Source organism: Streptomyces sp. NPDC046805, assembly GCF_040645355.1.
Taxonomy (GTDB): domain Bacteria; phylum Actinomycetota; class Actinomycetes; order Streptomycetales; family Streptomycetaceae; genus Streptomyces.
Genome location: NZ_JBEYYC010000002.1, coordinates 229,219 through 253,119 on the forward strand (window position 1 = coordinate 229,219; position 23,901 = coordinate 253,119).

26 protein-coding genes are annotated in these 23,901 nt (G+C 71.7%); 7 read left to right on the forward strand and 19 right to left on the reverse strand.

Features of this window, described 5'->3' with window-relative positions; translation table 11 throughout:
• Positions 1-15 precede the first annotated feature (15 nt).
• Entirely contained in the window at positions 16-1,494 is a 1,479-nt protein-coding gene (locus ABZ910_RS03800) for an anthranilate synthase component I (protein WP_361358673.1), read from the reverse strand.
• Between the two features lie 11 nt (positions 1,495-1,505).
• A complete protein-coding gene (hisI, locus tag ABZ910_RS03805) occupies positions 1,506-1,904 on the reverse strand; it encodes a phosphoribosyl-AMP cyclohydrolase (protein ID WP_361358676.1) in 399 nt (132 codons plus the stop codon).
• Between the two features lie 95 nt (positions 1,905-1,999).
• Between hisI and ABZ910_RS03810 the strand changes: the two genes are divergently transcribed.
• Together ABZ910_RS03810 and ABZ910_RS03815 are read left to right on the forward strand one after the other, a co-directional pair.
• Positions 2,000-2,635 carry a TIGR03085 family metal-binding protein gene (locus tag ABZ910_RS03810; protein WP_361358679.1) on the forward strand — a complete coding sequence of 212 codons (636 nt, stop codon included), beginning with the start codon at positions 2,000-2,002 and terminating at the stop codon, positions 2,633-2,635.
• Positions 2,636-2,652: 17 nt separating this feature from the next.
• Positions 2,653-3,051, forward strand: coding sequence for a VOC family protein (locus ABZ910_RS03815; RefSeq protein WP_361358682.1), 399 nt, complete (start codon positions 2,653-2,655; stop codon positions 3,049-3,051).
• Between the two features lie 22 nt (positions 3,052-3,073).
• Here ABZ910_RS03815 and ABZ910_RS03820 read toward each other — a convergent pair whose 3' ends face one another.
• The 12 genes from ABZ910_RS03820 to hisD all read right to left on the reverse strand — a co-directional run bounded on the left by ABZ910_RS03820 (position 3,074) and on the right by hisD (position 11,483).
• Positions 3,074-4,381, reverse strand: coding sequence for an MFS transporter (locus tag ABZ910_RS03820; RefSeq protein WP_361358685.1), 1,308 nt, complete (start codon positions 4,379-4,381; stop codon positions 3,074-3,076).
• 11 nt (positions 4,382-4,392) lie between these two features.
• Positions 4,393-4,980 (reverse strand): helix-turn-helix domain-containing protein, encoded by a 588-nt coding sequence (locus tag ABZ910_RS03825; RefSeq protein WP_361358689.1) that lies wholly within the window; start codon positions 4,978-4,980, stop codon positions 4,393-4,395.
• A gap of 83 nt (positions 4,981-5,063) precedes the next feature.
• Positions 5,064-5,438: a hypothetical protein gene (locus ABZ910_RS03830; RefSeq protein ID WP_361358692.1), complete on the reverse strand. Its 375-nt coding sequence runs from the start codon at positions 5,436-5,438 to the stop codon at positions 5,064-5,066.
• On the reverse strand, positions 5,435-5,653 hold the full coding sequence (locus tag ABZ910_RS03835) for a hypothetical protein (RefSeq protein WP_361358695.1): 219 nt from the start codon (positions 5,651-5,653) through the stop codon (positions 5,435-5,437). The genes ABZ910_RS03830 and ABZ910_RS03835 overlap by 4 nt, the downstream gene beginning before the upstream one ends.
• Before the next feature lie 67 nt (positions 5,654-5,720).
• Entirely contained in the window at positions 5,721-6,476 is a 756-nt protein-coding gene (gene hisF / locus ABZ910_RS03840; protein WP_361358698.1) for an imidazole glycerol phosphate synthase subunit HisF, read from the reverse strand.
• Positions 6,477-6,547: 71 nt separating this feature from the next.
• The gene (locus ABZ910_RS03845) at positions 6,548-6,940 is read right to left on the reverse strand and encodes a RidA family protein (RefSeq protein WP_361358701.1); all 393 of its coding nucleotides are present in this window, start codon (positions 6,938-6,940) and stop codon (positions 6,548-6,550) included.
• Positions 6,937-7,662, reverse strand: a complete 726-nt coding sequence (gene priA, locus ABZ910_RS03850) for a bifunctional 1-(5-phosphoribosyl)-5-((5-phosphoribosylamino)methylideneamino)imidazole-4-carboxamide isomerase/phosphoribosylanthranilate isomerase PriA (RefSeq protein WP_361358704.1) — start codon at positions 7,660-7,662, stop codon at positions 6,937-6,939. Before priA ends, ABZ910_RS03845 begins: the two co-directional genes overlap by 4 nt.
• 3 nt (positions 7,663-7,665) lie before the next feature.
• Positions 7,666-8,313, reverse strand: a complete 648-nt coding sequence (hisH, locus tag ABZ910_RS03855; protein WP_361358707.1) for an imidazole glycerol phosphate synthase subunit HisH — start codon at positions 8,311-8,313, stop codon at positions 7,666-7,668.
• Positions 8,304-8,468: a hypothetical protein gene (locus ABZ910_RS03860; RefSeq protein ID WP_361358710.1), complete on the reverse strand. Its 165-nt coding sequence runs from the start codon at positions 8,466-8,468 to the stop codon at positions 8,304-8,306. Before ABZ910_RS03860 ends, hisH begins: the two co-directional genes overlap by 10 nt.
• Positions 8,465-9,058, reverse strand: coding sequence for an imidazoleglycerol-phosphate dehydratase HisB (gene hisB, locus ABZ910_RS03865; RefSeq protein WP_019328035.1), 594 nt, complete (start codon positions 9,056-9,058; stop codon positions 8,465-8,467). Before hisB ends, ABZ910_RS03860 begins: the two co-directional genes overlap by 4 nt.
• Complete coding sequence (locus tag ABZ910_RS03870; protein WP_361358713.1) at positions 9,055-10,161, reverse strand: histidinol-phosphate transaminase; 1,107 nt, start codon at positions 10,159-10,161, stop codon at positions 9,055-9,057. The genes hisB and ABZ910_RS03870 overlap by 4 nt, the downstream gene beginning before the upstream one ends.
• Positions 10,158-11,483, reverse strand: a complete 1,326-nt coding sequence (hisD, locus tag ABZ910_RS03875) for a histidinol dehydrogenase (RefSeq protein WP_361358716.1) — start codon at positions 11,481-11,483, stop codon at positions 10,158-10,160. The genes ABZ910_RS03870 and hisD overlap by 4 nt, the downstream gene beginning before the upstream one ends.
• Positions 11,484-11,704: 221 nt before the next feature.
• Here hisD and ABZ910_RS03880 point away from each other — a divergent pair, with 221 nt between their 5' ends.
• From ABZ910_RS03880 to ybaK, 4 genes are all read left to right on the forward strand, one after another.
• Entirely contained in the window at positions 11,705-13,282 is a 1,578-nt protein-coding gene (locus ABZ910_RS03880) for an oxidoreductase (RefSeq protein ID WP_361359093.1), read from the forward strand.
• Between the two features lie 145 nt (positions 13,283-13,427).
• Positions 13,428-14,447: a hypothetical protein gene (locus ABZ910_RS03885; RefSeq protein WP_361358719.1), complete on the forward strand. Its 1,020-nt coding sequence runs from the start codon at positions 13,428-13,430 to the stop codon at positions 14,445-14,447.
• An 11-nt stretch (positions 14,448-14,458) separates the two neighbouring features.
• Entirely contained in the window at positions 14,459-15,199 is a 741-nt protein-coding gene (locus tag ABZ910_RS03890) for an LON peptidase substrate-binding domain-containing protein (protein WP_361358722.1), read from the forward strand.
• A 30-nt stretch (positions 15,200-15,229) separates the two neighbouring features.
• A complete protein-coding gene (gene ybaK / locus ABZ910_RS03895) occupies positions 15,230-15,730 on the forward strand; it encodes a Cys-tRNA(Pro) deacylase (RefSeq protein WP_361359095.1) in 501 nt (166 codons plus the stop codon).
• Positions 15,731-15,932: 202 nt separating this feature from the next.
• Here ybaK and ABZ910_RS03900 read toward each other — a convergent pair whose 3' ends face one another.
• The 4 genes from ABZ910_RS03900 to ABZ910_RS03915 form a co-directional block, all read right to left on the reverse strand.
• Positions 15,933-16,628 carry an AAA family ATPase gene (locus ABZ910_RS03900; protein ID WP_361358725.1) on the reverse strand — a complete coding sequence of 232 codons (696 nt, stop codon included), beginning with the start codon at positions 16,626-16,628 and terminating at the stop codon, positions 15,933-15,935.
• A 34-nt stretch (positions 16,629-16,662) separates the two neighbouring features.
• Positions 16,663-17,484 (reverse strand): ABC transporter permease, encoded by an 822-nt coding sequence (locus ABZ910_RS03905; protein WP_361358728.1) that lies wholly within the window; start codon positions 17,482-17,484, stop codon positions 16,663-16,665.
• A 52-nt stretch (positions 17,485-17,536) separates the two neighbouring features.
• A complete protein-coding gene (locus ABZ910_RS03910) occupies positions 17,537-18,511 on the reverse strand; it encodes an ABC transporter ATP-binding protein (protein WP_361359097.1) in 975 nt (324 codons plus the stop codon).
• A gap of 127 nt (positions 18,512-18,638) precedes the next feature.
• The gene (locus ABZ910_RS03915; RefSeq protein ID WP_361358731.1) at positions 18,639-19,859 is read right to left on the reverse strand and encodes an NYN domain-containing protein; all 1,221 of its coding nucleotides are present in this window, start codon (positions 19,857-19,859) and stop codon (positions 18,639-18,641) included.
• 224 nt (positions 19,860-20,083) lie between these two features.
• Here ABZ910_RS03915 and ABZ910_RS03920 point away from each other — a divergent pair, with 224 nt between their 5' ends.
• Complete coding sequence (locus ABZ910_RS03920; protein ID WP_361358734.1) at positions 20,084-20,263, forward strand: hypothetical protein; 180 nt, start codon at positions 20,084-20,086, stop codon at positions 20,261-20,263.
• Between the two features lie 82 nt (positions 20,264-20,345).
• Here ABZ910_RS03920 and dnaE read toward each other — a convergent pair whose 3' ends face one another.
• The gene (dnaE, locus tag ABZ910_RS03925) at positions 20,346-23,885 is read right to left on the reverse strand and encodes a DNA polymerase III subunit alpha (protein ID WP_361358736.1); all 3,540 of its coding nucleotides are present in this window, start codon (positions 23,883-23,885) and stop codon (positions 20,346-20,348) included.
• Between the last annotated feature and the right edge of the window lie 16 nt (positions 23,886-23,901).

Sequence of the window (23,901 nt, forward strand, 5' to 3'; positions counted from 1 at the left end):
ACTCGGGCACTGCCCCTATGAGTTGAGCCGGTTGGCCGTATGCACCGCGCGGAGGACGGCGGCCGCCTTGTTGCGGCACTCGTTGTCCTCCGCGACCGGGTCGGAGTCGGCGACGATGCCGGCTCCGGCCTGGACGTACGCCGTGCCGCCGCGGAGCAGCGCCGTACGGATGGCGATGGCCGTGTCGGAGTCGCCCGCGAAGTCCAGGTAGCCCACGCAGCCGCCGTACAACCCGCGCCGCGACGGCTCCAGTTCGTCGATGATCTGCATCGCGCGAGGCTTGGGCGCGCCGGAGAGGGTGCCCGCCGGGAAACAGGCCGTCAGGACGTCGAAGGCGGTACGCCCCTCGGCGACCTTGCCGGTGACCGTCGAGACGATGTGCATGACGTGCGAGTACCGCTCGATGGACATGAAGTCGACGACCTCGACCGAGCCGGGCTCGCAGACCCGTCCGAGGTCGTTGCGGCCCAGGTCGACCAGCATGAGGTGCTCGGCGCGCTCCTTGGGGTCGGCGAGCAGCTCGTCGGCGAGCGCCTGGTCCTCCTGCGGGGTGGCACCGCGGGGCCGGGTGCCGGCGATGGGGTGGACCATGGCCCGCCCGTCCTCGACCTTCACCAGCGCCTCGGGCGAGGAGCCGACCACGTCGAAGCCCTCGAAGCGGAACAGATACATGTACGGCGAGGGGTTGGTGGCCCGCAGGACCCGGTACACGTCCAACGCGCTTGCGGTGCAGGGGGTTTCGAAGCGCTGCGAGGGGACGACCTGGAAGGCCTCGCCCGCGCGGATGCGCTCCTTGACGTCCTCGACGGCGGCCTGGAAGTCGGGGCCGCCCCACAGCGCGGTGTACTCGGGGAGCTCGGAGGGCGGCAGGGCGGCCGGGGGCTGCACGACCGGGCGGGAGAGGTCCGCCTCCATGGCGTCGAGACGGGCGACCGCGTCGGCGTACGCCTCGTCGACGCCGGTGTCGAGGTCGTTGTGGTTGATCGCGTTGGCGATCAGCAGGACCGAGCCCTCCCAGTGGTCCATGACGGCGAGATCGCTGGTGAGGAGCATGGTCAGCTCGGGCAGCTTCAGGTCGTCGCGCTCGCCGGGGCCGATCTTCTCCAGGCGGCGGACGATGTCGTAGCCGAGGTAGCCGACCATGCCGCCGGTGAAGGGGGGCAGGCCCTCGTGGTGCGGGGTGTGGAGCGCCTCGATGGTCGCGCGCAGGGCGGCCAGCGGGTCGCCGTCCGTGGGGACTCCGACGGGCGGGGTGCCGACCCAGTGGGCCTGGCCGTCCTTCGTGGTCAGGGTCGCGGCCGAGCGGACGCCGACGAAGGAGTACCGGGACCACGAGCGGCCGTTCTCCGCGGACTCCAGCAGGAAGGTGCCGGGGCGCTCTGCGGCCAGCTTGCGGTAGAGCGCGACCGGGGTGTCGCCGTCGGCGAGGAGCTTGCGGGTGACCGGGATGACGCGGCGGTCGGTGGCGAGCTTGCGGAAGGTCTCGAGGTCCATGGCGTCCGGCCTCACTGGTCCGTGGCGGCCGCGCCGGAACCGGCGGGCAGGTCGCCGGTGAACAGCACGTCCTCGTCGAAGCAGGTGCGCGCGCCCGTGTGGCAGGCGGCGCCCACCTGGTCGACCTTGACCAGGAGCGTGTCGGCGTCGCAGTCGAGGGCGACGGACCTGACCCACTGGACATGGCCGGAGGTGTCGCCCTTGACCCAGTACTCCCGGCGGCTGCGCGACCAGTAGGTGCAGCGGCCCGTCGTCAGCGTGCGGTGCAGCGCCTCGTCGTCCATCCAGCCCAGCATCAGCACCTCCCCGGTGTCGTACTGCTGGGCGATGGCGGGGACGAGACCGTCGGCGCTGCGCTTGAGGCGCGCGGCGATCTCGGGGTCGAGGCTGCTGGGCGGCGTGCTGGTCATGGATGCCATTGTGCCGCGCCGCACCGGCAGTCCCCGAACCAGCCCCGCGACCGTGTCCTCTGCGGGGAGCCGGTGCGTGGTCGTACGCTGACCGTATGTCGACCTTCGCCAAGCGTGAACGGCTTCTGCTCGCCGACCTCTTGGAAACCGCCGGTCCGGATGCCCCCACCCTCTGCGAGGGCTGGCTGACCCGAGACCTCGCCGCGCACGTGGTGGTGCGCGAGCGCCGTCCCGACGCCGCCGCGGCCATCCTGATCAAGCAGCTCGCGCCGCGCCTGGACACCGTGATGGCGGAGTACACGGCCAAGCCGTACGAGGAGCTCATCCAGCTGATCCGCACCGGTCCGCCGCGCTTCTCGCCCTTCCAGCTCAAGCAGGTGGACGAGGCGTCGAACACGGTCGAGTTCTACGTCCACGCCGAGGACGTCCGCCGGGCCCAGCCGGACTGGAGCGCGCGCGAGCTGGACCCGGTCTTCCAGGACGCACTGTGGTCCCGGCTGGAGCGCTCCGCCCGCCTGGTGGGCCGCGGCGCCCCGACCGGCATGGTGCTGCGCCGCCCCGACGGCCAGACGACCGTCGCCCACCGCGGCACACCGGTCGTCACGGTCACCGGCGAGCCGTCCGAGCTGCTGCTGTTCCTGTACGGCCGGCAGAACGCGGCCAAGGTCGCCCTGGACGGCGACGAGAACGCGATCGCCGAGCTGACCGAGTCGAAGCAACTGGGCTTTTGAGAAGCGGGCCGACGGTCATGATCAAGGTCGCGATGACTCACGTGTACGTCGACGACGTGCCGAAGGCGCACGCCTTCTACACCGACGTCCTCGGCTTCGAGACCCGCACCCACCTGGACCTGGGCGGCGGCACGCTGTTCGTCACGGTCGGCGCGCGCGGCGGCGGCCAGCAGGACCTCCAGCTGCTGCTGGAGCCGGGCGAGGGCCCGATCGCGGAGCCGTACCGCCGGGCACTGTACGAGGCGGGAATCCCCTGCATCGTCTTCTCCGTGGACGACATCCAGGCGGAGTACGAGCGGCTGCGCGGCCTCGGCGTGCGTTTCACGCACGAGCCGCAGGAGCAGGGGCCGGTGATCGCCGCCGTGCTGGACGACACGGTCGGCAACCTGGTGCAGCTGGCCCAGCCGACGGGCTGAGCCGGCTGAGCAGGCCGGGCCGTCAGCGGGGCAGTTCGGCGCGGCGCAGGGCCGGGGCGCACAGGACGACGACGCCGCCCAGGCCGCAGACGGCGGCGCTGACGACGAAGACCGGCGCAACCCCCCAGGCGGCGACGGCGGCGCCCGCGAACGGCATGCTCAGCGGGGCGAGCCCCAGGCTGACCAGGCTGGCGACGGCGGTGACCCGGCCGAGGTAGGCGGGTTCGGCCTGGGTCTGCAGCAGGGCGCCGCACATGGCGCCGCTGAGCCCCGCGAGCAGCCCGACGAGCAGGGACACCCCGACGGCCCCGAGCAGGCTCGGGACGTAGGCGAGCGCACCGATCGCGACGGACCCGGCGAGGATCGCGTACGCGGCGACGAGCCCGGCGCGCGGCAGCCGTCCCCGGACGGCCAGCAGCAGCGAGGCGATGCCCGCGCCGACGCCGAACCCGGCGAGCACCCAGCCCATCCCGGAGGCACCCCAGCCACGCCGGTCGGCGAGCAGGGTCAGCCCGATGTTGAGCGGCCCCACGAAGCCGAAGTCACCGAGCGCGATGGCCAGCATCAGGGGGGCCAGGACGCGGTGGCCGCGGATGTAGGCGAACCCGTCCCGGAGTTCACGCCGGGGCTGCGCGGGAGCGGCCTCGGGCACATCGGTGGCGTCGGTCGTGTGGAGCGTGCCGACCTTGCCGTCCTTGTCGTCCGCCGGCAGCTCCCGCACCCGTACGGAGATCAGCAGCGGCACCGACACGGCGATGAGCAGCCCGGCCAGACCGAACGCGGTCGCCGCGCCACCGACCGCCACACCGAGGCCGCCGAGCGGGGCGCCGACGACGTTCGCGAGGCGGATCGCGAGACCGCGCATGCCCTGGACCCGGGCCAGCTGGTCCTTGGCGGTGACGCGTGCCGGGAGCGCGCCCACCGCGGGGATGAACACGGCGTCGACGGCCCCGAAGACCAGGGACAGCGCCGCCAGCGGCCAGAGACCGGGTGTGGTGAGGAACAGCAGCGCGGCCACCGCGAGGACGGCCGCGCAGCGCACCGCGTCGCTGCCGATGACGACCCGGCGCGGACCCAGCCGGTCGGCGATCACGCCCCCGCCCAGCAGCAGCACGGCCCGCGGCAGCGCGCTGACCGCCATCACGACACCGGCCTGCGAGGGCGTTCCGGTCTGCACGGCGGCCCAGGACAGGGCGGTGTAGTAGACGCTGTCGCCGACCATCGAGGACAGGTAGGCGCCCAGCCAGCGCAGGACGTTCGAGTCGCGGTGGGCGGGCCGGTCCGAGGCGCCGGCCGCGGACGGTATGGACGTGTCGAGCGTTTCGGTCACGAAGATCCCCCTCAGACGCGGAACGGGAAGCCGTACACGTGCAGTGCGACGTTCTCCCGCCCCTCGATACGGCCGGCGGCCTCACGGGCGCGGCCCTGCTCGTCGTACCGCTCCAGTACGGCGCGCATGTCCCTCTTCAGATCGGCCAGTTCGTCGGCCGTCAGCCGCAGCAGCGCCTCGGAGTCGCACGCGGCCTCGCTCCAGTCCCGGCCCCAGTGCGCGCGTTCGTCGAGGTACGTGCGGTACATCTCGGAGCGCTGCTCCTGGAACAGGCGGGAGGCCGCGATGTGCGCGGCCACCTTCTCCGGGGCGTCCCGGAAGCTCTCGTTCCGGACGTTGACGCCTTCGGACGAGGGCTGCCACCAGCGCTCCCGGGCGTCCGCGCTCCGCGGCTCGGCCTCCTCCACCAGCCCGTGCTCGGCCAGCTTGCGCAGGTGGTAGCTGACCAGGGAGACCGCCTCGTTCACCTGCCCGGCGAGCTGCGAGGCGGTGGCCGCCTCGGCGACGAACAGCAACCGGTAGAGCTTCATGCGCAGCGGGTGCGCGAGCGCCTTCAGCGTGCCGATGTCGGTGACCTGCCGCTGCTCCTTGCTTGCCATGTCCCTGACCCTAGATACGAAAGAGAAGTTGCACAATAGACGTTGCACAACTTCTCTTTCGTATCGTCGAGGGGGGTGGCGGGTCAGGAGGCCCAGTCGCGCAGCCGCCTGGCCGCTTCCTGGAGGCTCGCCTTCTCGCCTCGGACATCGCGGACCAGGTGCGTCATCGCGCCGGGCGGCGGAGCGATGGGAGTTCCGGACTGATCCATGTACTCCCACGCACACATGGAGCCGATGATGCCGTTGTAGTCCTCGAAGGGCTGGAGCAACACGATCGTCTGCAGGAGGACGGCAGCGCGAGTCGGCGCCTCCTCGTAGTAGGCACTGCCGGCGAAACGCTCGAACTTGTGCCGCTCCACGGCCGCATGAAGCGCGCCCCAGTCACGCAGAGCGGGATCAGTGGGCGTATTGCTGTACTGGACACCCAGGATCCAGCCGGCGTCGATGTGCAGAATCATCGCTCCCCCTCCGGAAAGGCTTCCAGAAACTCCGGGGCGAGGAGCCTGAACTTGGCGCTGGCCCCCTCGATGAACTTCTGCCGTTGCCGCCGCCGCACGACATCCTCCGTCAGTATGTCGTGCGCCAGCCGCTTGATCGCGACGCCCTGCTCCTTGGCCTCCGCGCGCAGCTCGGCCAGCTCTTCCTCGGTGAACTCGATCGTGATTCCAGGCATACGAGCACGTTAGTCAACGCGCAACCTTGATCACTACCGCGTTCACTACCGGGGGTGATACCTCGACCTAGCGAACGGGACGCCCCGCCTCCCGCAGCGTCTGCTTCACCTCGCCGATGCGCAGGTCGCCGAAGTGGAACACGGACGCCGCGAGCACCGCGTCCGCGCCCGCGGTGATCGCCGGCGGGAAGTCCGCCAGCTTGCCCGCGCCGCCCGAGGCGATGACGGGGCACGTGACGTGCCCCCGCACCGCCGCGATCATCTCCAGGTCGTAGCCGTCCTTGGTGCCGTCCGCGTCCATGGAGTTGAGCAGGATCTCGCCGGCGCCCAGTTCGGCCGCCCGGTGCGCCCACTCCACCGCGTCGATGCCGGTGCCACGGCGGCCGCCGTGGGTGGTGACCTCGAAGCCTCCGGACGGGGTCCGGCGCGCGTCGACCGACAGGACCAGCACCTGGCGGCCGAAGCGCTCGGCGATCTCGCGGATCAGGTCCGGGCGGGCGATCGCGGCCGTGTTGACCCCCACCTTGTCGGCACCGGCCCGCAGCAGCTTGTCCACGTCGTCGGCCGTGCGGACGCCGCCGCCGACCGTCAGCGGGATGAAGACCTGCTCCGCGGTGCGGCGCACCACGTCGTACGTCGTCTCACGGTTGCCCGAGGACGCGGTGATGTCCAGGAACGTCAGCTCGTCGGCGCCCTCTGCGTCGTACACCTTGGCCATCTCGACGGGGTCGCCCGCGTCGCGCAGGTTCTGGAAGTTGACGCCCTTGACGACCCGGCCGTTGTCCACGTCCAGGCAGGGGATGACTCGGACCGCCAGGGTCATGAATCCACGGCTCCTCTGTAGTGCCTTGAAATGCTGAACTGCCTTGAAATGCCGATCCGTTCGAAAGGGCCTCAGCCTCGGAAGGCTTCCACTTCCACTTCGACCAGGATGCGGGGATCGACGAAGCCCTCCACCACCAGCAGGGTGGACACCGGGCGCACCGCGTCGAAGAGCTCCTTGTGGGCCCGGCCCGCCTCGTCGACGTCCCGCGTATGCGTCAGGTACATCCTCGTACGGATGACGGACTCGATGCCGAGCCCGAACTCGCCGATCGCCTCCAGCGCGCTGGTGAAGGCGACCTTGGCCTGCTCGTACGGGTCGCCCTCGCCGTACAGCACCCGGCCCTTGAAGGCCGTCGTACCGCCGACCAGCACACGGTCGCCCGCCGCGACGGCGCGCGCGAATCCGAACGACTCCTCCCAGGGACTTCCGCTCTGCACGCGCCGTACGCCACCGGACGTCATGACGACACAGCCTCCAGGGCCTCTTCCAGGGTGAACGCCTTTGCGTACAGCGCCTTCCCGACGATGGCGCCCTCGACACCGAGGGGGACCAGGCCTGCGATGGCACGCAGGTCGTCGAGGGACGAGACGCCGCCGGAGGCCACGACCGGGCGGTCCGTCGCCGCGCACACGCCCCGCAGCAGCTCCAGGTTCGGGCCCTGCAGCGTGCCGTCCTTGGCGATGTCCGTGACGACGTAGCGGGCGCAGCCCTCCTTGTCGAGGCGCTCCAGCGTCTCGTAGAGGTCACCGCCGTCGCGGGTCCAGCCGCGGCCGCGGAGCGTGGTGCCCCGGACGTCCAGGCCCACCGCGATCTTGTCGCCGTGCTCGGCGATGACCTTGGCGACCCACTCCGGGGTCTCCAGGGCGGCGGTGCCGAGGTTGACGCGGGTGCAGCCGGTGGCGAGCGCGGCGGCGAGCGTGTCGTCGTCGCGGATGCCGCCGGACAGCTCCACCTTGATGTCCATGGCCCTGGCGACCTCGGCGATCAGCGCGCGGTTGTCGCCGGTGCCGAACGCGGCGTCCAGGTCGACCAGGTGCAGCCACTCGGCGCCCGACCGCTGCCAGGCGAGGGCGGCCTCCAGCGGGGAGCCGTACGAGGTCTCGGTCCCGGACTCGCCGTGCACGAGGCGGACGGCCTGGCCGTCGCGGACGTCGACGGCGGGGAGGAGTTCGAGCTTGGCCATGGTCTACAGGGTTCCGATCCAGTTGGTGAGCAGCTGTGCGCCGGCGTCGCCGGACTTTTCGGGGTGGAACTGCGTCGCGCGCAGGGCGCCGTTCTCGACGGCGGCCACGAAGGGCTTGCCGTACGTCGACCAGGCCACCATGGGGGCCCGCATCGCCGGGTGGGTCGTCTCCATGGTCCAGTCCTGGACGGCGTAGGAGTGCACGAAGTAGAAGCGCGCGTCCGGGTCGATGCCGGCGAACAGGTCGGAGCCGGCCGGCCGGTCGACGGTGTTCCAGCCCATGTGGGGCACGATGTCGGCCTCCAGCGGCGCGACCGTGCCGGGCCACTCGTCGAGGCCCTCGGTCTCCACGCCGTGCTCGATGCCGCGCGCGAACAGGATCTGCATGCCGACACAGATGCCCATCACCGGGCGCCCGCCGGCCAGCCGGCGGTCGACGATCCAGTTGCCGCGGGCCTTCTTCAGGCCCTCCATGCAGGCGGCGAAGGCGCCGACGCCCGGCACCAGCAGGCCGTCGGCGTTCATCGCCTTGTCGAAGTCGCGGGTGATCTCGACGTCGGCTCCCGCGCGCGCGAGGGCGCGCTCGGCGGAGCGGACGTTGCCGAAGCCGTAGTCGAAGACCACGACGCTCTTACGGGTGCTCAATTCCACACCTCCAGCCGGATGACGCCCGCCACGAGGGCCATGGCCGCGCCTATGGACAGCAGCACGATCAGGCCCTTCGGCATCTGCTGCTTGACGAAGGAGATGATCCCGCCGACGAGGAAGAGACCGACGAAGATCAGGAGGGCGGACAGACCGTTCACAGCGCACCCTTCGTGGAGGGCAGGATGCCGGCCGCGCGCGGGTCGCGCTCGCTGGCGTAGCGCAGCGCCCGCGCCAGCGCCTTGAACTGGCACTCCACGATGTGGTGCGCGTTGCGCCCGTACGGCACGTGCACGTGCAGCGCGATCTGCGCCTGGGCGACGAAGGACTCCAGGATGTGCCGGGTCATCGTCGTGTCGTACTCGCCGATCATCGGCGCCATCTTCTCGGGCTCGGTGTGCACGAGGTAGGGGCGGCCGGACAGGTCGACGGTGACCTGGGCGAGGGACTCGTCCAGCGGGACCGTGCAGTTGCCGAAGCGGTAGATGCCGACCTTGTCGCCGAGCGCCTGCTTGAAGGCGGCGCCGAGCGCGAGGGCGGTGTCCTCGATGGTGTGGTGCGAGTCGATGTGCAGGTCGCCGTCGGTCTTCACGGTCAGGTCGAACAGACCGTGCCGGCCGAGCTGGTCGAGCATGTGGTCGTAGAAGCCGACACCGGTGGCGATGTCGGTCTTCCCGGTGCCGTCGAGATCGATCTCGACCAGGACCGAGGTCTCCTTGGTGGTGCGCTCCACGCGCCCGACGCGGCTCATGCCTCAAGCTCCTTCTTCAACTCACGGACCGCGTCCAGGAACGCGTCGTTCTCTTCCGGGGTCCCGGCGGACACCCGCAGCCATCCCGGTACGCCGTTGTCCCGGACCAGGACGCCCCGGTCGAGGATCCTGCGCCAGGCCCCGTGGGCGTCGGGGAACCGTCCGAACTGCACGAAGTTGGCGTCGGATTCGGTGACGTCGTAGCCGATCGCACGCAGCTCGGCGACCAGCCGGTCCCGCTCCCCCTTCAGCTGCTCGACGTACTTCAGCAGCGTGTCGGTGTGCTCCAGGGCGGCCAGCGCGGTCGCCTGCGTGATCGCCGACAGGTGGTAGGGCAGCCGGACGAGCTGAACGGCGTCCACGACGGCCGGGTGCGCGGCGAGGTAGCCGAGGCGCAGGCCCGCCGCGCCGAACGCCTTCGACATGGTCCGGGAGACCACCAGGTGCGGGCGGCCTTCGAGCAGCGGCAGCAGCGAGTCGCCGTGGCTGAACTCGATGTACGCCTCGTCGACGATCACCATCGACGGCTTGGCCGCCTGCGCGGCGTCGTACAGCGCGACGACCGTCTCGGGCGGGACCGCGTTGCCCGTGGGGTTGTTGGGGGTGGTGATGAAGACGACGTCGGGCTTGTGCTCGGCGATGGCCTGCTCGGCCGCGGCGACGTCGATCGTGAAGTCCTCGCGCCGCGGGCCCGGGATCCAGCCCGTGCCCGTGCCGCGCGCGATGAGCGAGTGCATCGAGTACGACGGCTCGAAGCCGATCGCGCTGCGGCCCGGTCCACCGAAGGTCTGCAGCAGCTGCTGGATGACCTCGTTGGAGCCGTTGGCGGCCCAGACGTTCTCGATGCCGAGCGGGTACTTGCCGGTCTTCGTCAGGTACGCGGCCAGCTCGGTGCGCAGCTGGACCGCGTCCCGGTCGGGGTAGCGGTTCAGGTCGCGGGCGGCCTCGCGCACCCGCTCGGCGATCCGCTCGACGAGCGGCTCGGGCAGCGGATAGGGGTTCTCGTTGGTGTTCAGCCGTACGGGGACGTCCAACTGGGGCGCGCCATATGGGGACTTGCCGCGCAGTTCGTCCCGTACGGGGAGATCGTCGATGCCGGTCACTTGCTCTCGGGTACCTTCCAGCCGAACCTCGCCTTGACCGCCGCGCCGTGCGCGGGCAGGTCCTCCGCCTCCGCCAGCGTCACCACGTGATGCGCGACGTCGGCCAGCGCGTCCTTCGTGTAGTCGACGATGTGGATGCCGCGCAGGAAGGACTGCACGGACAGGCCGGAGGAGTGGCAGGCGCAGCCGCCGGTGGGCAGGACGTGGTTGGACCCGGCCGCGTAGTCGCCCAGCGACACCGGCGCCCAGGGGCCGATGAAGATCGCGCCCGCGTTCCTGACCCGGTCGGCGACGGCGGCCGCGTCCGCCGTCTGGATCTCCAGGTGCTCGGCGCCGTAGGCGTCGACCACGCGCAGGCCCTCCTCGACGCCGTCGACCAGGACGATCGCGGACTGCCGCCCGCGCAGGGCCGGGACGATCCGGTCGTCGATGTGCTTGGTGGCGGCGACCTGCGCCTTGAGCTCGGTCTCCACCGCCTCGGCCAGCTCGACCGAGTCGGTGACCAGCACGGCCGCCGCGAGCGGGTCGTGCTCGGCCTGGCTGATCAGGTCGGCGGCGACGTGCACCGGGTCGGCCGTGTCGTCCGCGAGGATCGCGATCTCGGTGGGACCGGCCTCCGTGTCGATGCCGATCTTGCCCGTGAAGAAGCGCTTGGCGGCGGCGACCCAGATGTTGCCGGGGCCGGTGACCATGTTGGCGGGGGCGCAGGACTCGGTGCCGTACGCGAACATCGCGACCGCGGTCGCGCCGCCCGCCGCGTACACCTCGTCGACGCCGAGCAGCGCGCACGCGGCGAGGATCGTCGGGTGCGGCAGGCCGCCGAACTCCGCCTGGGGCGGGGAGGCGAGCGCGATCGACTCGACGCCGGCCTCCTGGGCGGGCACGGCGTTCATGATCACGGAGGACGGGTAGACCGAGCGGCCGCCGGGCGCGTACAGCCCGACCCGCTCGACCGGCACCCACTTCTCGGTGACGGAGCCGCCGGGCACGACCTGGGTCGTGTGCGCCGCACGGCGCTGCGCGCGGTGGACGAGACGGGCTCGGCGGATGGACTCCTCCAGGGCCGCGCGGACCGCCGGATCGAGGGACTCCAGGGCGTCGACCAGCGCCTGGGCCGGGACACGGACGGATTCCAGCCGTACCCCGTCGAACCTCTCGGCGAAGTCGATCAGTGCCGCGTCGCCACGATGATGCACGGCTTCGCAGATCGGACGCACCTTCTCGAGGGCGGCCTGGACGTCGAAGTCGGCTCGGGGCAGCAGGTCGCGCAGGGCAGGGCCCTCGGGGAGGGCGTCGCCGCGCAGATCGATTCGGGAGATCACAGGGCCAATTCTCTCAGACCGGAGTCGGACGCAGTTCGCGCGTATCAATGAGTGATACGGAAACCGCCGTCAGCTGATACACGGCCGTGGCCGGAACCGGCACCCTCACTTTACGGACAGTGTTCGAGATGTCACTCAGCGGGCATGAACGGCTGTACGAAACAGGCGAGTTCGCGAGTGACCGAGGAGGCCCGGGAGTGGCGGTGGAGGAAGGAAGCGCCCTGAGCGAAGAGGCCGGGCCGCGGGGCGGGGACCTGCCGGACGACCTCACCGCCGCCGAGGCCGGTATGTGGCAGGCCTTCCGCAACGGCAGCGTGTACGACCTCACGCGCGGAGACGGCGCCCTCGACGATCCGCACGGTGACCAACCCTGGGGGCCCGAGCGGACCGTGCGGGCGCGTGTCGTCGCCTGGCTGCTGCTCGCCGGGCCCCCCGCGCTCGCGGGCCGGGTGTCCGCCCTGAAGCTGGCCGGGGTGCAGATCACCGGCCCGCTGGACCTGGCGGGCGGCACGGTCACGCCGTACCTGGAGCTGCGGGGCTGCCGCTTCGACCAGGAGGTCCTGCTGCCCGAGGCCCGCTGCACCACCGTGCGGTTCGTGGACTGCTCGGTGCCGCGCCTGGAGGCGGCCCGGCTGCACACCGAGGGCGACCTGCACCTGCCGCGCTGCCGCTTCCGGTACGGCGTCCGTCTGACCGACGCCCACATCGGTACGGATCTGCTGCTCAACCAGGCGGTCGTGCACCCGGGCCGCGGCGGGCGCTCGATCGCCGCGGACGGCCTGACCGTCGGCCAGGACCTCCAGGCGGAGATGCTCCAGTCGTACGGCGAGCTGAGCCTGCGCGGCGCCAAGGTCGGCGTCTCGCTGAGCCTGCGCGGCGCGCGGCTGGTCAACCCCTGCGCACGGCTCGCCCTGAACGCGCCCCAGCTGACCGTCGAGCGCACCCTGTACCTGACCCCGGCCGGCGTGGGCAGCTCGCTGCTCGGCGGCATGACGCCCGCGCGCGGGACGCGCGTCCAGCGGTTCGAGTGCCAGGGCGGCGTGCGTCTGGACGACGGGCGGTTCGGGGACGCGGTCGACCTGGAGCGGGCGCGGCTGGCCTTCACCGACGACCAGGAACTGTCGCTGCGCCGGGTACAGACGCCCGAGCTGCGCTTCCTCGGGGAGAAGCCGCGGCGCGGCAAGGTGGTGTTGTCGGGCGCGCGGATCGTCACCCTCGTGGACCGGGCGGGCAGCTGGCCGGAGCCGGGCAATCTGCAGATGGGCGGCTTCACGTACGAGAGCCTCGTACCGCGGGGCCCGTTCCCGCTGGACCGGCGCCTGGACTGGGTCGCGGCGGCCACCGCCGAGTACCACCCGGAGCCGTACGAGCGCCTCGCCGGTGTGCTGCGGGCCGCGGGCGAGGACGAGGACGCGCGCGAGGTGCTGCTCGCCAAGCAGCGCCGTCGCCGCGAGACCCTGCCGCCGGCCGCCAAGCTGTGGGGGTACGTGCAGGACTGGACGGTCGCCTACGGGTACCGGCCGGGCCGGGCCGCGGTGTGGATGGCGGTGCTGTGGGCGGCGGCCACGTTCGCCTTCGCGCGGGCCGGACCGCAGCCGATGGACTCCGGCGCCCATCCGGTGTGGAACCCGGCCCTGTTCGCCCTCGACCTGCTGCTGCCGGTGATCGATCTGGGCCAGGCGGACCAGTGGCGGCTGCGCGGCGGCTGGCAGTGGCTGGCCGCGGTGATGATCCTGCTGGGCTGGGTCCTGGCGACGACGGTGGCGGCGGGGGCGACGCGGATGCTGCGGCGCGGATGACCGCCGCATCCGGCACCGGCAGGTACCCGACAGTGACTGAACAATCACCTTTTACCCGGCCTTGACCGGGGGCCGTACAACCTTCCACGGGTTGCCCGTAGCCCCTGGCGCGGGCCCGACCTGCGGACTTTCAATGGTCGACACCATGGGACCACTGCGCGCTCTCCTCCGCCACGCACGGCGGGCACGGTTCGCCTCGCGCCCCGCCGCCGGACTACCGGCCGACGCCGAGGTGCTGCTCGACGCGCCCGACGAGCGACTGGCACCCGCGCTGGTCGCGGCCGCCCGGGGCGAGTACGAGCCTGCCGCGAAACTGCTCGCCGCGGCCCGCGGCGGCGCCGAGTGGGAGCACCGGGACCGCTATGTGCGGCGGCTCGCCGTGTTCGCCCGCTCGCGCCCCGCGTGGGTCGAGGCGTGGCGCGCGGCGGCCCCCGCCGACCCGGACGCCCAGCTGCTCGTCGCGCAGCTCGCGGTGGACCGCGGCTGGTCGTCCCCGGCCCGGACCGAGCTGCTGGGCGAGGCGGGAGCGCTGATCGCCGCGGCCGCCGAGGCCGACCGGCGCGACCCGGTGCCCTGGCGGATCGCGCTGGACCGGGCGCGCGGCATGAACGCCGGGCACACGGAGTTCGAGCGGCTGTGGCGGGAGGCGCTGCGCCGCTCCGCCCACCACTACGGCTGCCATGTGGCCGCGCTCCGGTACCTCGTCCGCCTCCCCGCGGCCTCGCCCGGCGCCGCCGACTCCTTTGACGCGTGCCTCGCCTTCGCCGAGTCGGCGGCCCGGGACGCCCCGCCCGGGGCACTGGTCCAGGCCCTCCCGGCCCACGCGGCGCACGCCTGCCTGGCCCGCGGCCTCATGGTGCCGCGGGGGCGGCTGGACGCGGCCGCCGACCGGGCCGTCGCGCTCTCCGCGCTGTATCCGTCGGCCGACCCCTGGCCGGCCGAGGTACGCAACCTGCTGGCGCACCTCCTCGTACGCCTCGACCGGCCGCGGGACGCCCTGCGCGAACTGCGGCTGGCCGGGCCGTACGTCACGTCCTTCCCCTGGGACCGGGTGTCCGAGGACCCGCTGGAACACGTCCTGCGGCTGCGCGCCGAGCTCACGACGGCGGCCGGCCGAGGACCCCGGAGCGAGCGCGGCGGACACGCGACCGCCGGTGACCATTAGGCTGTGACGCCGTGACCACCGTCCGTCTCCCCCTCTTCCCACTGAACTCCGTGCTGTTCCCGGGGCTGGTGCTCCCTCTGAACATCTTCGAGGAGCGCTATTGCGCCATGATGCGCGAGTTGCTGAAGACCCCCGAGGACGAACCGCGCCGGTTCGCCGTCGTGGCGATCCGCGACGGCCACGAGGTGGCCCCGAGCGCCCCGGGCATGCCGGATCCGACCGCGGTGCCCGAGCGCGGCCCGGCGGCCGGCTTCGGCGCCGACCCGTTCCGGGCGTTCCACGGCGTGGGCTGCGTGGCGGACGCGGCGACCATCCGGGAGCGGGCGGGCGGCGGCTTCGAGGTGCTGGCGACCGGGACGACCCGGGTACGGCTGCTGTCGGTGGACGCCTCGGGCCCGTTCCTGACGGCGGAGCTCCAGGAGCTGACCGAGGAGCCGGGCGACGAGGCCGGCCCGCTGGCCGAGGGGGTGCTGCGGGCCTTCCGGCAGTACCAGAAGCGTCTGGCGGGCGCGCAGAAGCAGACCCTGGCGACGGGCGCGGAGCTGCCCGACGAACCGAGCGTCGTCTCCTACCTGGTGGCGGCCGCGACGATGCTGGACACGCCGACGCGGCAACGCCTGCTCCAGGCACCCGACACGGCCTCACGGCTGCGGGACGAGCTGGGGCTGCTGCGCGCGGAGACGGCCATCATCCGCAACCTGCCGTCGCTGCCGGCGTCGGAGCTGACGCGCGCCCCGACGAGTCTGAACTGAAGGCCCGGACCCCCGATGGCGAAGAACGCGATGGCGAAGAAGTCGAAGAAGCAGCAGCCGGGGGGAACCCCCGCGACGGTGGCCCTGACGGCCGCGGGCGTGGACTACACGGTCCACTCCTACGACCACGACCCCGCCCACCCCTCCTACGGCGAGGAGGCGGCCGAGGCGATGGGCGTCCTGCCCGACCGCGTCTTCAAGACGCTGGTGGCGGAGGTCGACGGCGCGCTGACGGTGGCGGTGGTCCCGGTGGCGGGCTCCCTCGACCTCAAGGCCCTGGCCTCGGCGGTCGGCGGCAAGCGGGCCGCGATGGCGGATCCGGCCCTCGCCGAGCGCACCACGGGCTATGTGCGCGGCGGCATCTCCCCGCTGGGCCAGCGCAAGAAGCTCCCCACGGTCCTGGACGACTCGGCCGCGTCCCACGGCACGGTCTGTGTCTCGGCGGGCCGCCGCGGCCTGGAGGTCGAGCTGTCCCCCGACGACCTGGCCCGGCTCACCCGCGCCGTCCTCGCCCCCATCGGGCGTGCGTGACCTCTCGACGGACGCCCGTTCCTCGGTTAAGTACGAGGGACATGTCGAAGAGAACCCGGAAACGCAGGTGGCGCATCAAGAAGGGCCGCTCGAACCACGGACGGCGACCAGCGTGAGGCGATCCGCGGCCGGCGTGAGGCGATCCGCGGCCGGCGTGAGGAGATCGGCGACCGGCTGAGGAGATCGACGGGGCGCCCCGCGGCTACGCCGGCGGCGTCCCGTACGGCCCGTGGTGCTCACCGTGCTCACCGTGGGGCCCCTGCTCGTACGGCCCCTCCAGATAGGAGTCGGGGTCGCGCGGCCCGAACAGCGCCGTCAGCCCGAGGTGCACCACCAGCGCGGCGATGGACCAGGTCAGCAGCGCGCCCTTAGCCCCCAGCTTCAGCGGCGCCGAGAACGTCACGCCCTTGCCGACGGCCTTCGCGTGGGCGACCACGTTCTGGGAGGGTCCGAGCCACACCCCCAGCCGCCAGGCCAGCAGCGACCCGAGCAGGCCCCCGACGCCCAGCGCCACCACGATCGGCACGCCTCCGCGCCGGCGCAGCAGGAAGGCGACGACCGCGCTGACCACGCCGAAGGCGAGCGCCAGCAGGGTGAACGTTCCGTCCACCCCGGCCGCCTGCTCTCCCTCGGTGTCCTTGAGGTAGACGACCCAGGCCTTGTCCACCTGGTCCCCGACCAGCGGCACATGCGGAGCCAGCCACCACCACAGCAGCCCGAGCAGCACGCCGGAGAGGGCCACCGCCACCGTGACCACGGCGGCCTCCCGCACTTCGGTCTTCATCCCGGGACCGTCCTGTTCGTACGCGCCCCCCACCGCCGCGGCAGGCGGCGCCTGCCAGGCCTGGTGCTGGGACTGGTCGTGCGGCGGAGGAGGCGGAGTCAACGGTGCGGTCACCTTGTCATCGTGCCAGGTCGGCCCGTACGGCGCGTCACCGGACGGCGGCCCGGCGGTACGCCCAGGACGCCGCGGCCAGCGACGCCACCCCGACGCCCGCGCACACGCCCAGGTCAGCGGCGACGAGCGCCCAGTCGGGGTGCGCCCCGAAGGTCCGCGCGTAGGCCTCCACACCATAGGTCGACGGCAGCAGGTCGCGCGCCAGCCGGACGATCTCCGGCATCCGGTCCGCCGGGAGCACCCCGAGCAGCAGCGCCGCCGACATGCCCAACTGACCGAGCAGGGTGGCCAGTTCCGGCCGCGGCGCGAGCAGCCCGAAGGCGGCGCCGAGCCCGGAGAGGGCGGCACCCGCGAGCGGGATCACGGCGGCCAGGATCCACAGGTTCGTCAGCGGCAGCCCGAACAGCACACAGCCGAAGACGGCGGTCACCAGGGTCCCGGGCACGGTGAAGGAGGCGTACGCGCCCGCCGCGCCCAGCACCACCGCCGCGGGCGGCACCGGCAGCGTCGCGTAGTGGTCGAGCCCGCCGGTGGCCCGCAGCTGCCCGAAGTACTGGGCGAGCAGGTTCAGCGCGACGTAGGCGACGACCACGATCGACGACCCGGCCACCACGGCCTGGGCCTCGCCCCGCGTGTCCACCACCCCGCGCATCATGATCATGATGCCGACCGACTGGAAGGTCGCGACGAACAGCAGGGGGATGCGCGCCACCCGCGCACGCGACAGCTGCGCCCGGTAGACGGCCGCCAGCGACGGCCACAGCCGTGCGGACGGTCCGAGCTCGACCGCCCCCCGCGCCCGGTCCGTCACGGCCGGCGCACCGCCCTGCACAACCTCCACGGGTACGACACTCACGTCGCGCCCCCCTTCATGCGGATGCCCTCGCCCTTCCCGCCGGTGCCCTCGCTCATGCCTTCACCAGTCCCTGCCGCGCGGCCCCGCCCAGCGCCAGGTACACGTCCTCCAGGCTGGGCGTGGCGAGCGTGAAGTCGTCCAGGGCGGCGAACGCGGCCCCGCCGGTCACCGTCGCGACGACCGCGCGGGCCTCCTCGGGCGCGAGCCGCAGCGTCCAGCGGCGCCCGGACTCCACGGCCCGCTCCCGCAGCGTGGCGACCTCGGGCACCTCCAGCGGCGCCGCCTCCCGCCAGACCAGCTCGACGCGCACCTCGTCGGCGACGCGTTCCTTGAGTCCGGCGGGGCTGTCGCAGGCGATGACCCGGCCCCGGTCGAGGACGGCGACCCGGTCGAGCACCGTCTCGGCCTCGATGACGTTGTGGGTGACGAGCAGCACGGTCGTCCCGCGCTCGGCCCGCCGCCGGTCCACGGCCGCCCACACCGCGCGCCGGGCCACCGGGTCCATGCCGGTCGTGGGCTCGTCGAGCATCAGCAGCGGCCGCTCCCCGACGAGCGCGGCGGCGAGACAGGCGAGCCGCCGCTGTCCGCCGGACAGCTTCTTCAGGGGGCGTCCGGCGATCGGCGTGAGCCCCAGCTCGTCGAGCACGTCGTCCCGCTCGGCGCGCGCCCGCCGCAGGTCCAGTCCGCGCAGCCGACCGGTGGTCTCGGCGGCGAGGGAGACGGTCAGCTCGTCGAGGGCGGTCGACTCCTGGCCGAGGTAGGCGAGGATCCGGGCGGCCCGCTCCGGGTGCCGCACGATGTCGTGGCCGAGGATCTCGACGCTGCCGCTGTCCGGCCGCAGCAGTCCGGTGAGCTGCCGTACGAGGGTGGACTTGCCGGCGCCGTTCGGCCCGAGCAGCCCGAAGATCTCCCCGCGCCGGACCTCCAGTTCCACGCCGTCGGTGGCCCGCACCTCGGGCGCCCCCGGCGCGCCGCGCCGTCCCCGGACGGCCGGATAGGTCTTGGTCAGCCCGCGCACCGCGCACACGACGTCGTCCCGATGTCGAAGTGCCTGGGTCGCGCGCGTACTCACAAGGGAGGAGACTACGGGGTCCACGGCCTTTACTCGCCTTTGGGGCGTCGGCCGTGGACCCCGCGCGTGTGTCCCCGCGTCTTCACTCCCCGGCGGGCGCGTGCTCCGCCGCCGTGCGTACGTCGATCTCGCGCCAGAACCCGGCCCGGATCGCGTAGCGGTCGTGCTCGTCGATCTGGTCGTCCTTGTGCGCCAGCAGGCCGAAACGGGCGGCGTAGCGCAGCAGTTCGCCGTCGATGCGGTGCGGGATGCGCGGGTAGAGACCGGACAGCTTCTGCAGATGGCTCTGGTCGCCGAGCCGGGACATCCAGCGCCGCGCGAAGACCTGCCCGACCTCGTAGGGGTCCCCGCCGACCGTGGTGATGTCCTCCTCCCGGTCGGCCCAGCGCTGCTCGGCCGTGGTCAGCTGGGCCAGCGTCGGCATCGCCGCGACGTCGGGGGGCTCGGCCGTCGCGCCCGGGCGGTCGACCCAGCCCTTGTCGGAGGACCAGCGCAGGGTCGCGGTCGCGGGGTGCTGGACGGCATGGGCCCCGGGGGCGCGCAGCGCGGCGAGGTCCTTGGGGGTGGGGACGCCCTTGGGCGCGGCCGCCCGCTCCTGCGTGCCGTTCTGCTGTGCGGTGGCCGCGGGCGCGTGCTCGCTCTGCTCGGCGGGCCGCTCGGCCGCCGCGGCGAGGGCCGAGTCGGGCAGCGGCGCGGAGAGGATCGCGGCGATCTCGGGCCGGGGCGCGGGGGGCGGCGCGCAGATGCCGGTGAGCTCCTTGGCGCGTACGGCCTTGGTGATCCACGCACGGTCCAGGACGCGCCGTTCGTCGGCCTCGGCGACCAGGTCCTCGGACTGGTTGTAGTCGCCGTCGCCGGCCTGTACGGCCCACAGGTGGACGGCGACGCCGTGCTCCTTGGCGGCCATCATGCCCGGCAGCAGGTCGCCGTCGCCGGTGACCAGGACGATGTCGGAGCAGGCGCGGTTGCGGGCGAGCTCGGTGAGCTCGGCGTGCATGGCCGCGTCCACGCCCTTCTGGGCCCAGCGTCCGTCGCTGCGGGTCAGGGCACCGAGCCGGACGGTGACCCGGGGCATCACGCGCAGCCTGCGGTGCTCGGGTTGCGGGACGCGGTCGGGTGCGCCGTCGAACCAGTAGATGCGCAGCAGCGGGCGTTCGGTGTCCGACTCGGCGCGCTCGCGCAGCGCCTGGATCAGTGCGGTGTGGTCGACGGTGATCCGGGACCGCGAAGGCTCACCGGCGAGGAGGCTGGCAGCGGCCCCCAGCAGATACCCGGCGTCCACCAGGACGATGCAGCGGTCCACACGACTCACCCTCTTTCCGGGAGGTTTGCTTCGGGCTGTCCTTCGAGTCTGCCCGACCGCGCGGGGGTTCACGGCCGGAACTCGATCTTCGGCGTGGCGTTTCCGGGGCCGGAACCCCGACCTACCGTGTCACACACGGTAATTATCCGACATGCGTGTGCTGTCAGCCTATGTGAATCTGATGGCGGCCCTGGCCCCTAGTCCCCACAGGAGGCAAGATCACCATGGCCAAGAACAAGAACCGTAAGCAGGGTGGCCCGCAAAACCGCGCCTCGCAGGCCGAGCAGGCCCAGGAGCAGGCGCACCGGACGTCGACGGAGGCCCACGAGTCCCCCGTCATGCACAGCCCGGGCAGCCCCGCCGATGTTGCCCGTAAGCAGCAGAAGCGCTTCGGCCACAACTGAGGCCCGCGCACGCAGAGAAGAGGGGCGCATCCGTGCCGGGTGCGCCCCTCTCACGCTGGTGCCGCGCTCGCGCCGGCGCCGCTCAGCCGGCCAGGCAGGACGGTCCCAGCAGCACCTTCAAGTCGCCGAACAGCGCCGGGTCGGGCTTCACCCGGTGCCGGTCCAGGCGGAGCACCGTCGTCTTGCGCGGGCCCTGGAGCTTGATGCGGACCTCGCTGTCGCCCTTGTGATGGCTGAGGATCTCGCCGAGGCGGCTGATCATCGGCGGGGTCACCTTGACCGCCGGGATGGTCAGGATCACCGGCGCGTTGGTGCCCGCGTTGGACAGGTCCGGGACCAGCAGCTCCATCGCGACCAGCCGCGGCACGTCCTCGCGCTTGTCGAGGCGGCCCTTGACGAACACCACGGCGTCCTCGACGAGTTGGGTCGAGACGAGCTGGTACGTCGCCGGGAAGAACATGCACTCGATGGAGCCCGCGAGGTCCTCCACAGTGGCGATCGCCCAGGCGTTGCCCTGCTTGGTCATCTTGCGCTGCAGGCCCGAGATGATGCCGCCGATGGTGACGACCGCGCCGTCCGCGTGCTCACCTCCGGTGAGCTGGGAGATGCCCGCGTCGGCTTTGTCGGACAGCACGTGCTCCAGGCCGAAGAGCGGGTGGTCGGAGACGTACAGACCGAGCATCTCCCGCTCCTGAGCGAGCAGATAGGTCTTGTCCCACTCCTCGGTGGAGAACTCCACGTCGAGCCCGAAGCCCGGCTCGCTGGTGTCGGCCTCGCCCATCCCGCCGAAGAGGTCGAACTGGCCCTCCGCCTCCTTGCGCTTGACCGCGACCACGTTGTCGATCATCGGCTCGTACTGCGCGGTGAGGCCCTTGCGGGTGTGGTTCATCGAGTCGAACGCGCCCGCCTTGATCAGCGATTCGGTGGTGCGCTTGTTGCAGGCGACCGCCTCGACCTTGTCGAGGTAGTCCGGGAAGGAGCTGTACTTCCCCTTGGTCCTGCGGCCGCGGATGATCGCCTCGACCACGTTGGTGCCGACGTTGCGGACGGCGGAGAGGCCGAAGAGGATCACGTCGTCGCCCTGGGCGGCGAAGTTCGACATGGACTCGTTGACGTTCGGCGGGAGCACCTTGATGCCCATGCGCCGGCACTCGTTGAGGTAGACGGCCGACTTGTCCTTGTCGTCCTTGACGGACGTGAGCAGGCCGGCCATGTACTCGGCGGGGTGGTTCGCCTTGAGGTAGGCGGTCCAGTACGACACCAGGCCGTACGCGGCCGAGTGCGCCTTGTTGAACGCGTAGCCGGCGAAGGGGACCAGCACGTCCCACAGCGCCTGGATCGCCTCGTCGCTGTAGCCCTTCTTGCGAGCACCCTGCTGGAAGAGGACGAAGTTCTTCGCCAGCTCCTCGGGCTTCTTCTTGCCCATCACGCGGCGGAGGATGTCGGCCTCGCCGAGCGAGTAGCCGGCGATGATCTGGGCGGCTTTCTGCACCTGCTCCTGGTAGACGATCAGGCCGTGGGTGACGTCCAGGACCTCCCTGAGGGGCTCTTCGAGCTCCTTGTGGATCGGGGTGATCTCCTGGAGGCCGTTCTTGCGCAGCGCGTAGTTGGTGTGCGAGTCCATGCCCATCGGGCCGGGACGGTAGAGCGCGGAGACGGCGGAGATGTCCTCGAAGTTGTCGGGCTTCATCAGCCGCAGCAGCGAGCGCATCGGGCCGCCGTCGAACTGGAAGACGCCGAGCGTGTCGCCGCGCTGGAGCAGGTCGAAGGTCGTCGGGTCGTCGAGCGGCAGCGACAGCAGGTCGATGTCGATGCCCTTGTTGGACTTCACCATCTTGACGGCGTCGTCCATGATCGTCAGGTTGCGCAGGCCGAGGAAGTCCATCTTCAGCAGGCCGAGCGACTCGCAGCTCGGATAGTCCCACTGCGTGATGGTCACGCCGTCGGTGTGCCGGACCCAGACGGGCACGTGCTCGGTGATGGTCTCGCTGGACATGATCACGCCGGCGGCGTGCACGCCCATCTGCCGGACCAGACCCTCGACGCCCCTGGCGGTGTCGATGACCTTCTTCACGTCCGGCTCGTTCTCGTACATCCCGCGGATCTCGCCCGCCTCGCTGTAGCGGGGGTGCGAGGAGTTGGTGATGCCGTCCAGGTCGATGCCCTTGCCGAGGACGTCGGCGGGCATCGCCTTGGTGAGGCGGTCGCCCATCGCGTACGGGTAGCCGAGCACGCGCGCGGAGTCCTTGATCGCGTTCTTGGCCTTGATCTTGCCGTACGTGCCGATCATGGCGACCTTGTCGGCGCCGTACTTCTCCGTCACGTACCGGATGACCTCGACGCGCCGACGCTCGTCGAAGTCGATGTCGACGTCGGGCATGGAGACGCGCTCGGGGTTCAGGAACCGCTCGAAGATCAGGCCGTGCGGGATCGGGTCGAGGTCGGTGATGCCGAGGGCGTAGGCGACGATCGAGCCGGCCGCGGAGCCTCGGCCGGGGCCGACGGCGATGCCGTTGTTCTTGGCCCACATGATGAAGTCGGCGACGACGAGGAAGTAGCCCGGGAACCCCATCTGGATGATGACGTCCATCTCGTACTCGACCTGCTTCTGGCGGTCCTCGGGGATGCCGCCGGGGAAGCGGCGCTCCATGCCGCGGCGGACCTCCTCCTTGAACCAGGTGACCTCGGTGTAGCCCTCGGGGATGTCGAACTTGGGCATGAGGTCGCGCTTCTCGAACATGCCCGTGGTGTCGACCTGCTCGGCGACCAGGAGCGTGTTGCGGCAGCCCTCCTGCCAGGCGTCCGAGGAGTCGACGGCGTACATCTCGTCCGTGGACTTCAGGTAGTAGCCGGTGCCGTCGAACCTGAAGCGGTCGGGGTCGGAGAGGTTCTTGCCGGTCTGGATGCACAGCAGGGCGTCGTGGGCGCCCGCCTCGTGCGCGTACGTGTAGTGCGAGTCGTTCGTGACCAGCGGGGGGATGCCGAGCTTCTTGCCGATCTCCAGCAGGCCGTCGCGGACCCGGCGCTCGATCTCGATGCCGTGGTCCATCAGCTCCAGGAAGTAGCGGTCCTTGCCGAAGATGTCCTGGTACTCGGCGGCCGACTTCAGGGCCTCGTCGAACTGACCGAGGCGCAGCCTGGTCTGGAGCTCGCCGGAGGGGCAGCCCGTCGAGGCGATGAGTCCCTCCGACCACTGGGCGATGGTCTCCTTGTCCATGCGGGGCCACTTCTGCAGCCAGCCCTCGGCGTACGCGTCCGAGGAGAGGCGGAAGAGGTTGTGCAGGCCCGTCCGGTTGGCCGCCCAGATCGTCTTGTGGGTGTAACCGCCCGAGCCGGAGACGTCGTCCCTCTTCTGGTGCGGCTGGCCCCACTGGATCTTGCGCTTGTTGCGCCGGGACTCGGGCGCGACGTAAGCCTCGATGCCGATGATCGGCGTGACTCCGGCCTTCTGCGCGGAGTGGAAGAAGTCGTACGCCCCGTGGAGGTTGCCGTGGTCGGACATGGCGATGTGCGTCATGCCCATCTCGTTGCAGGCATTGAACATGTCCTTGAGCCGCGCGGCACCGTCCAGCAGCGAGTACTGGGTGTGGACGTGCAGGTGCGTGAAGGGCGGCTTTGACACGGTTTCGGCCTCCAGA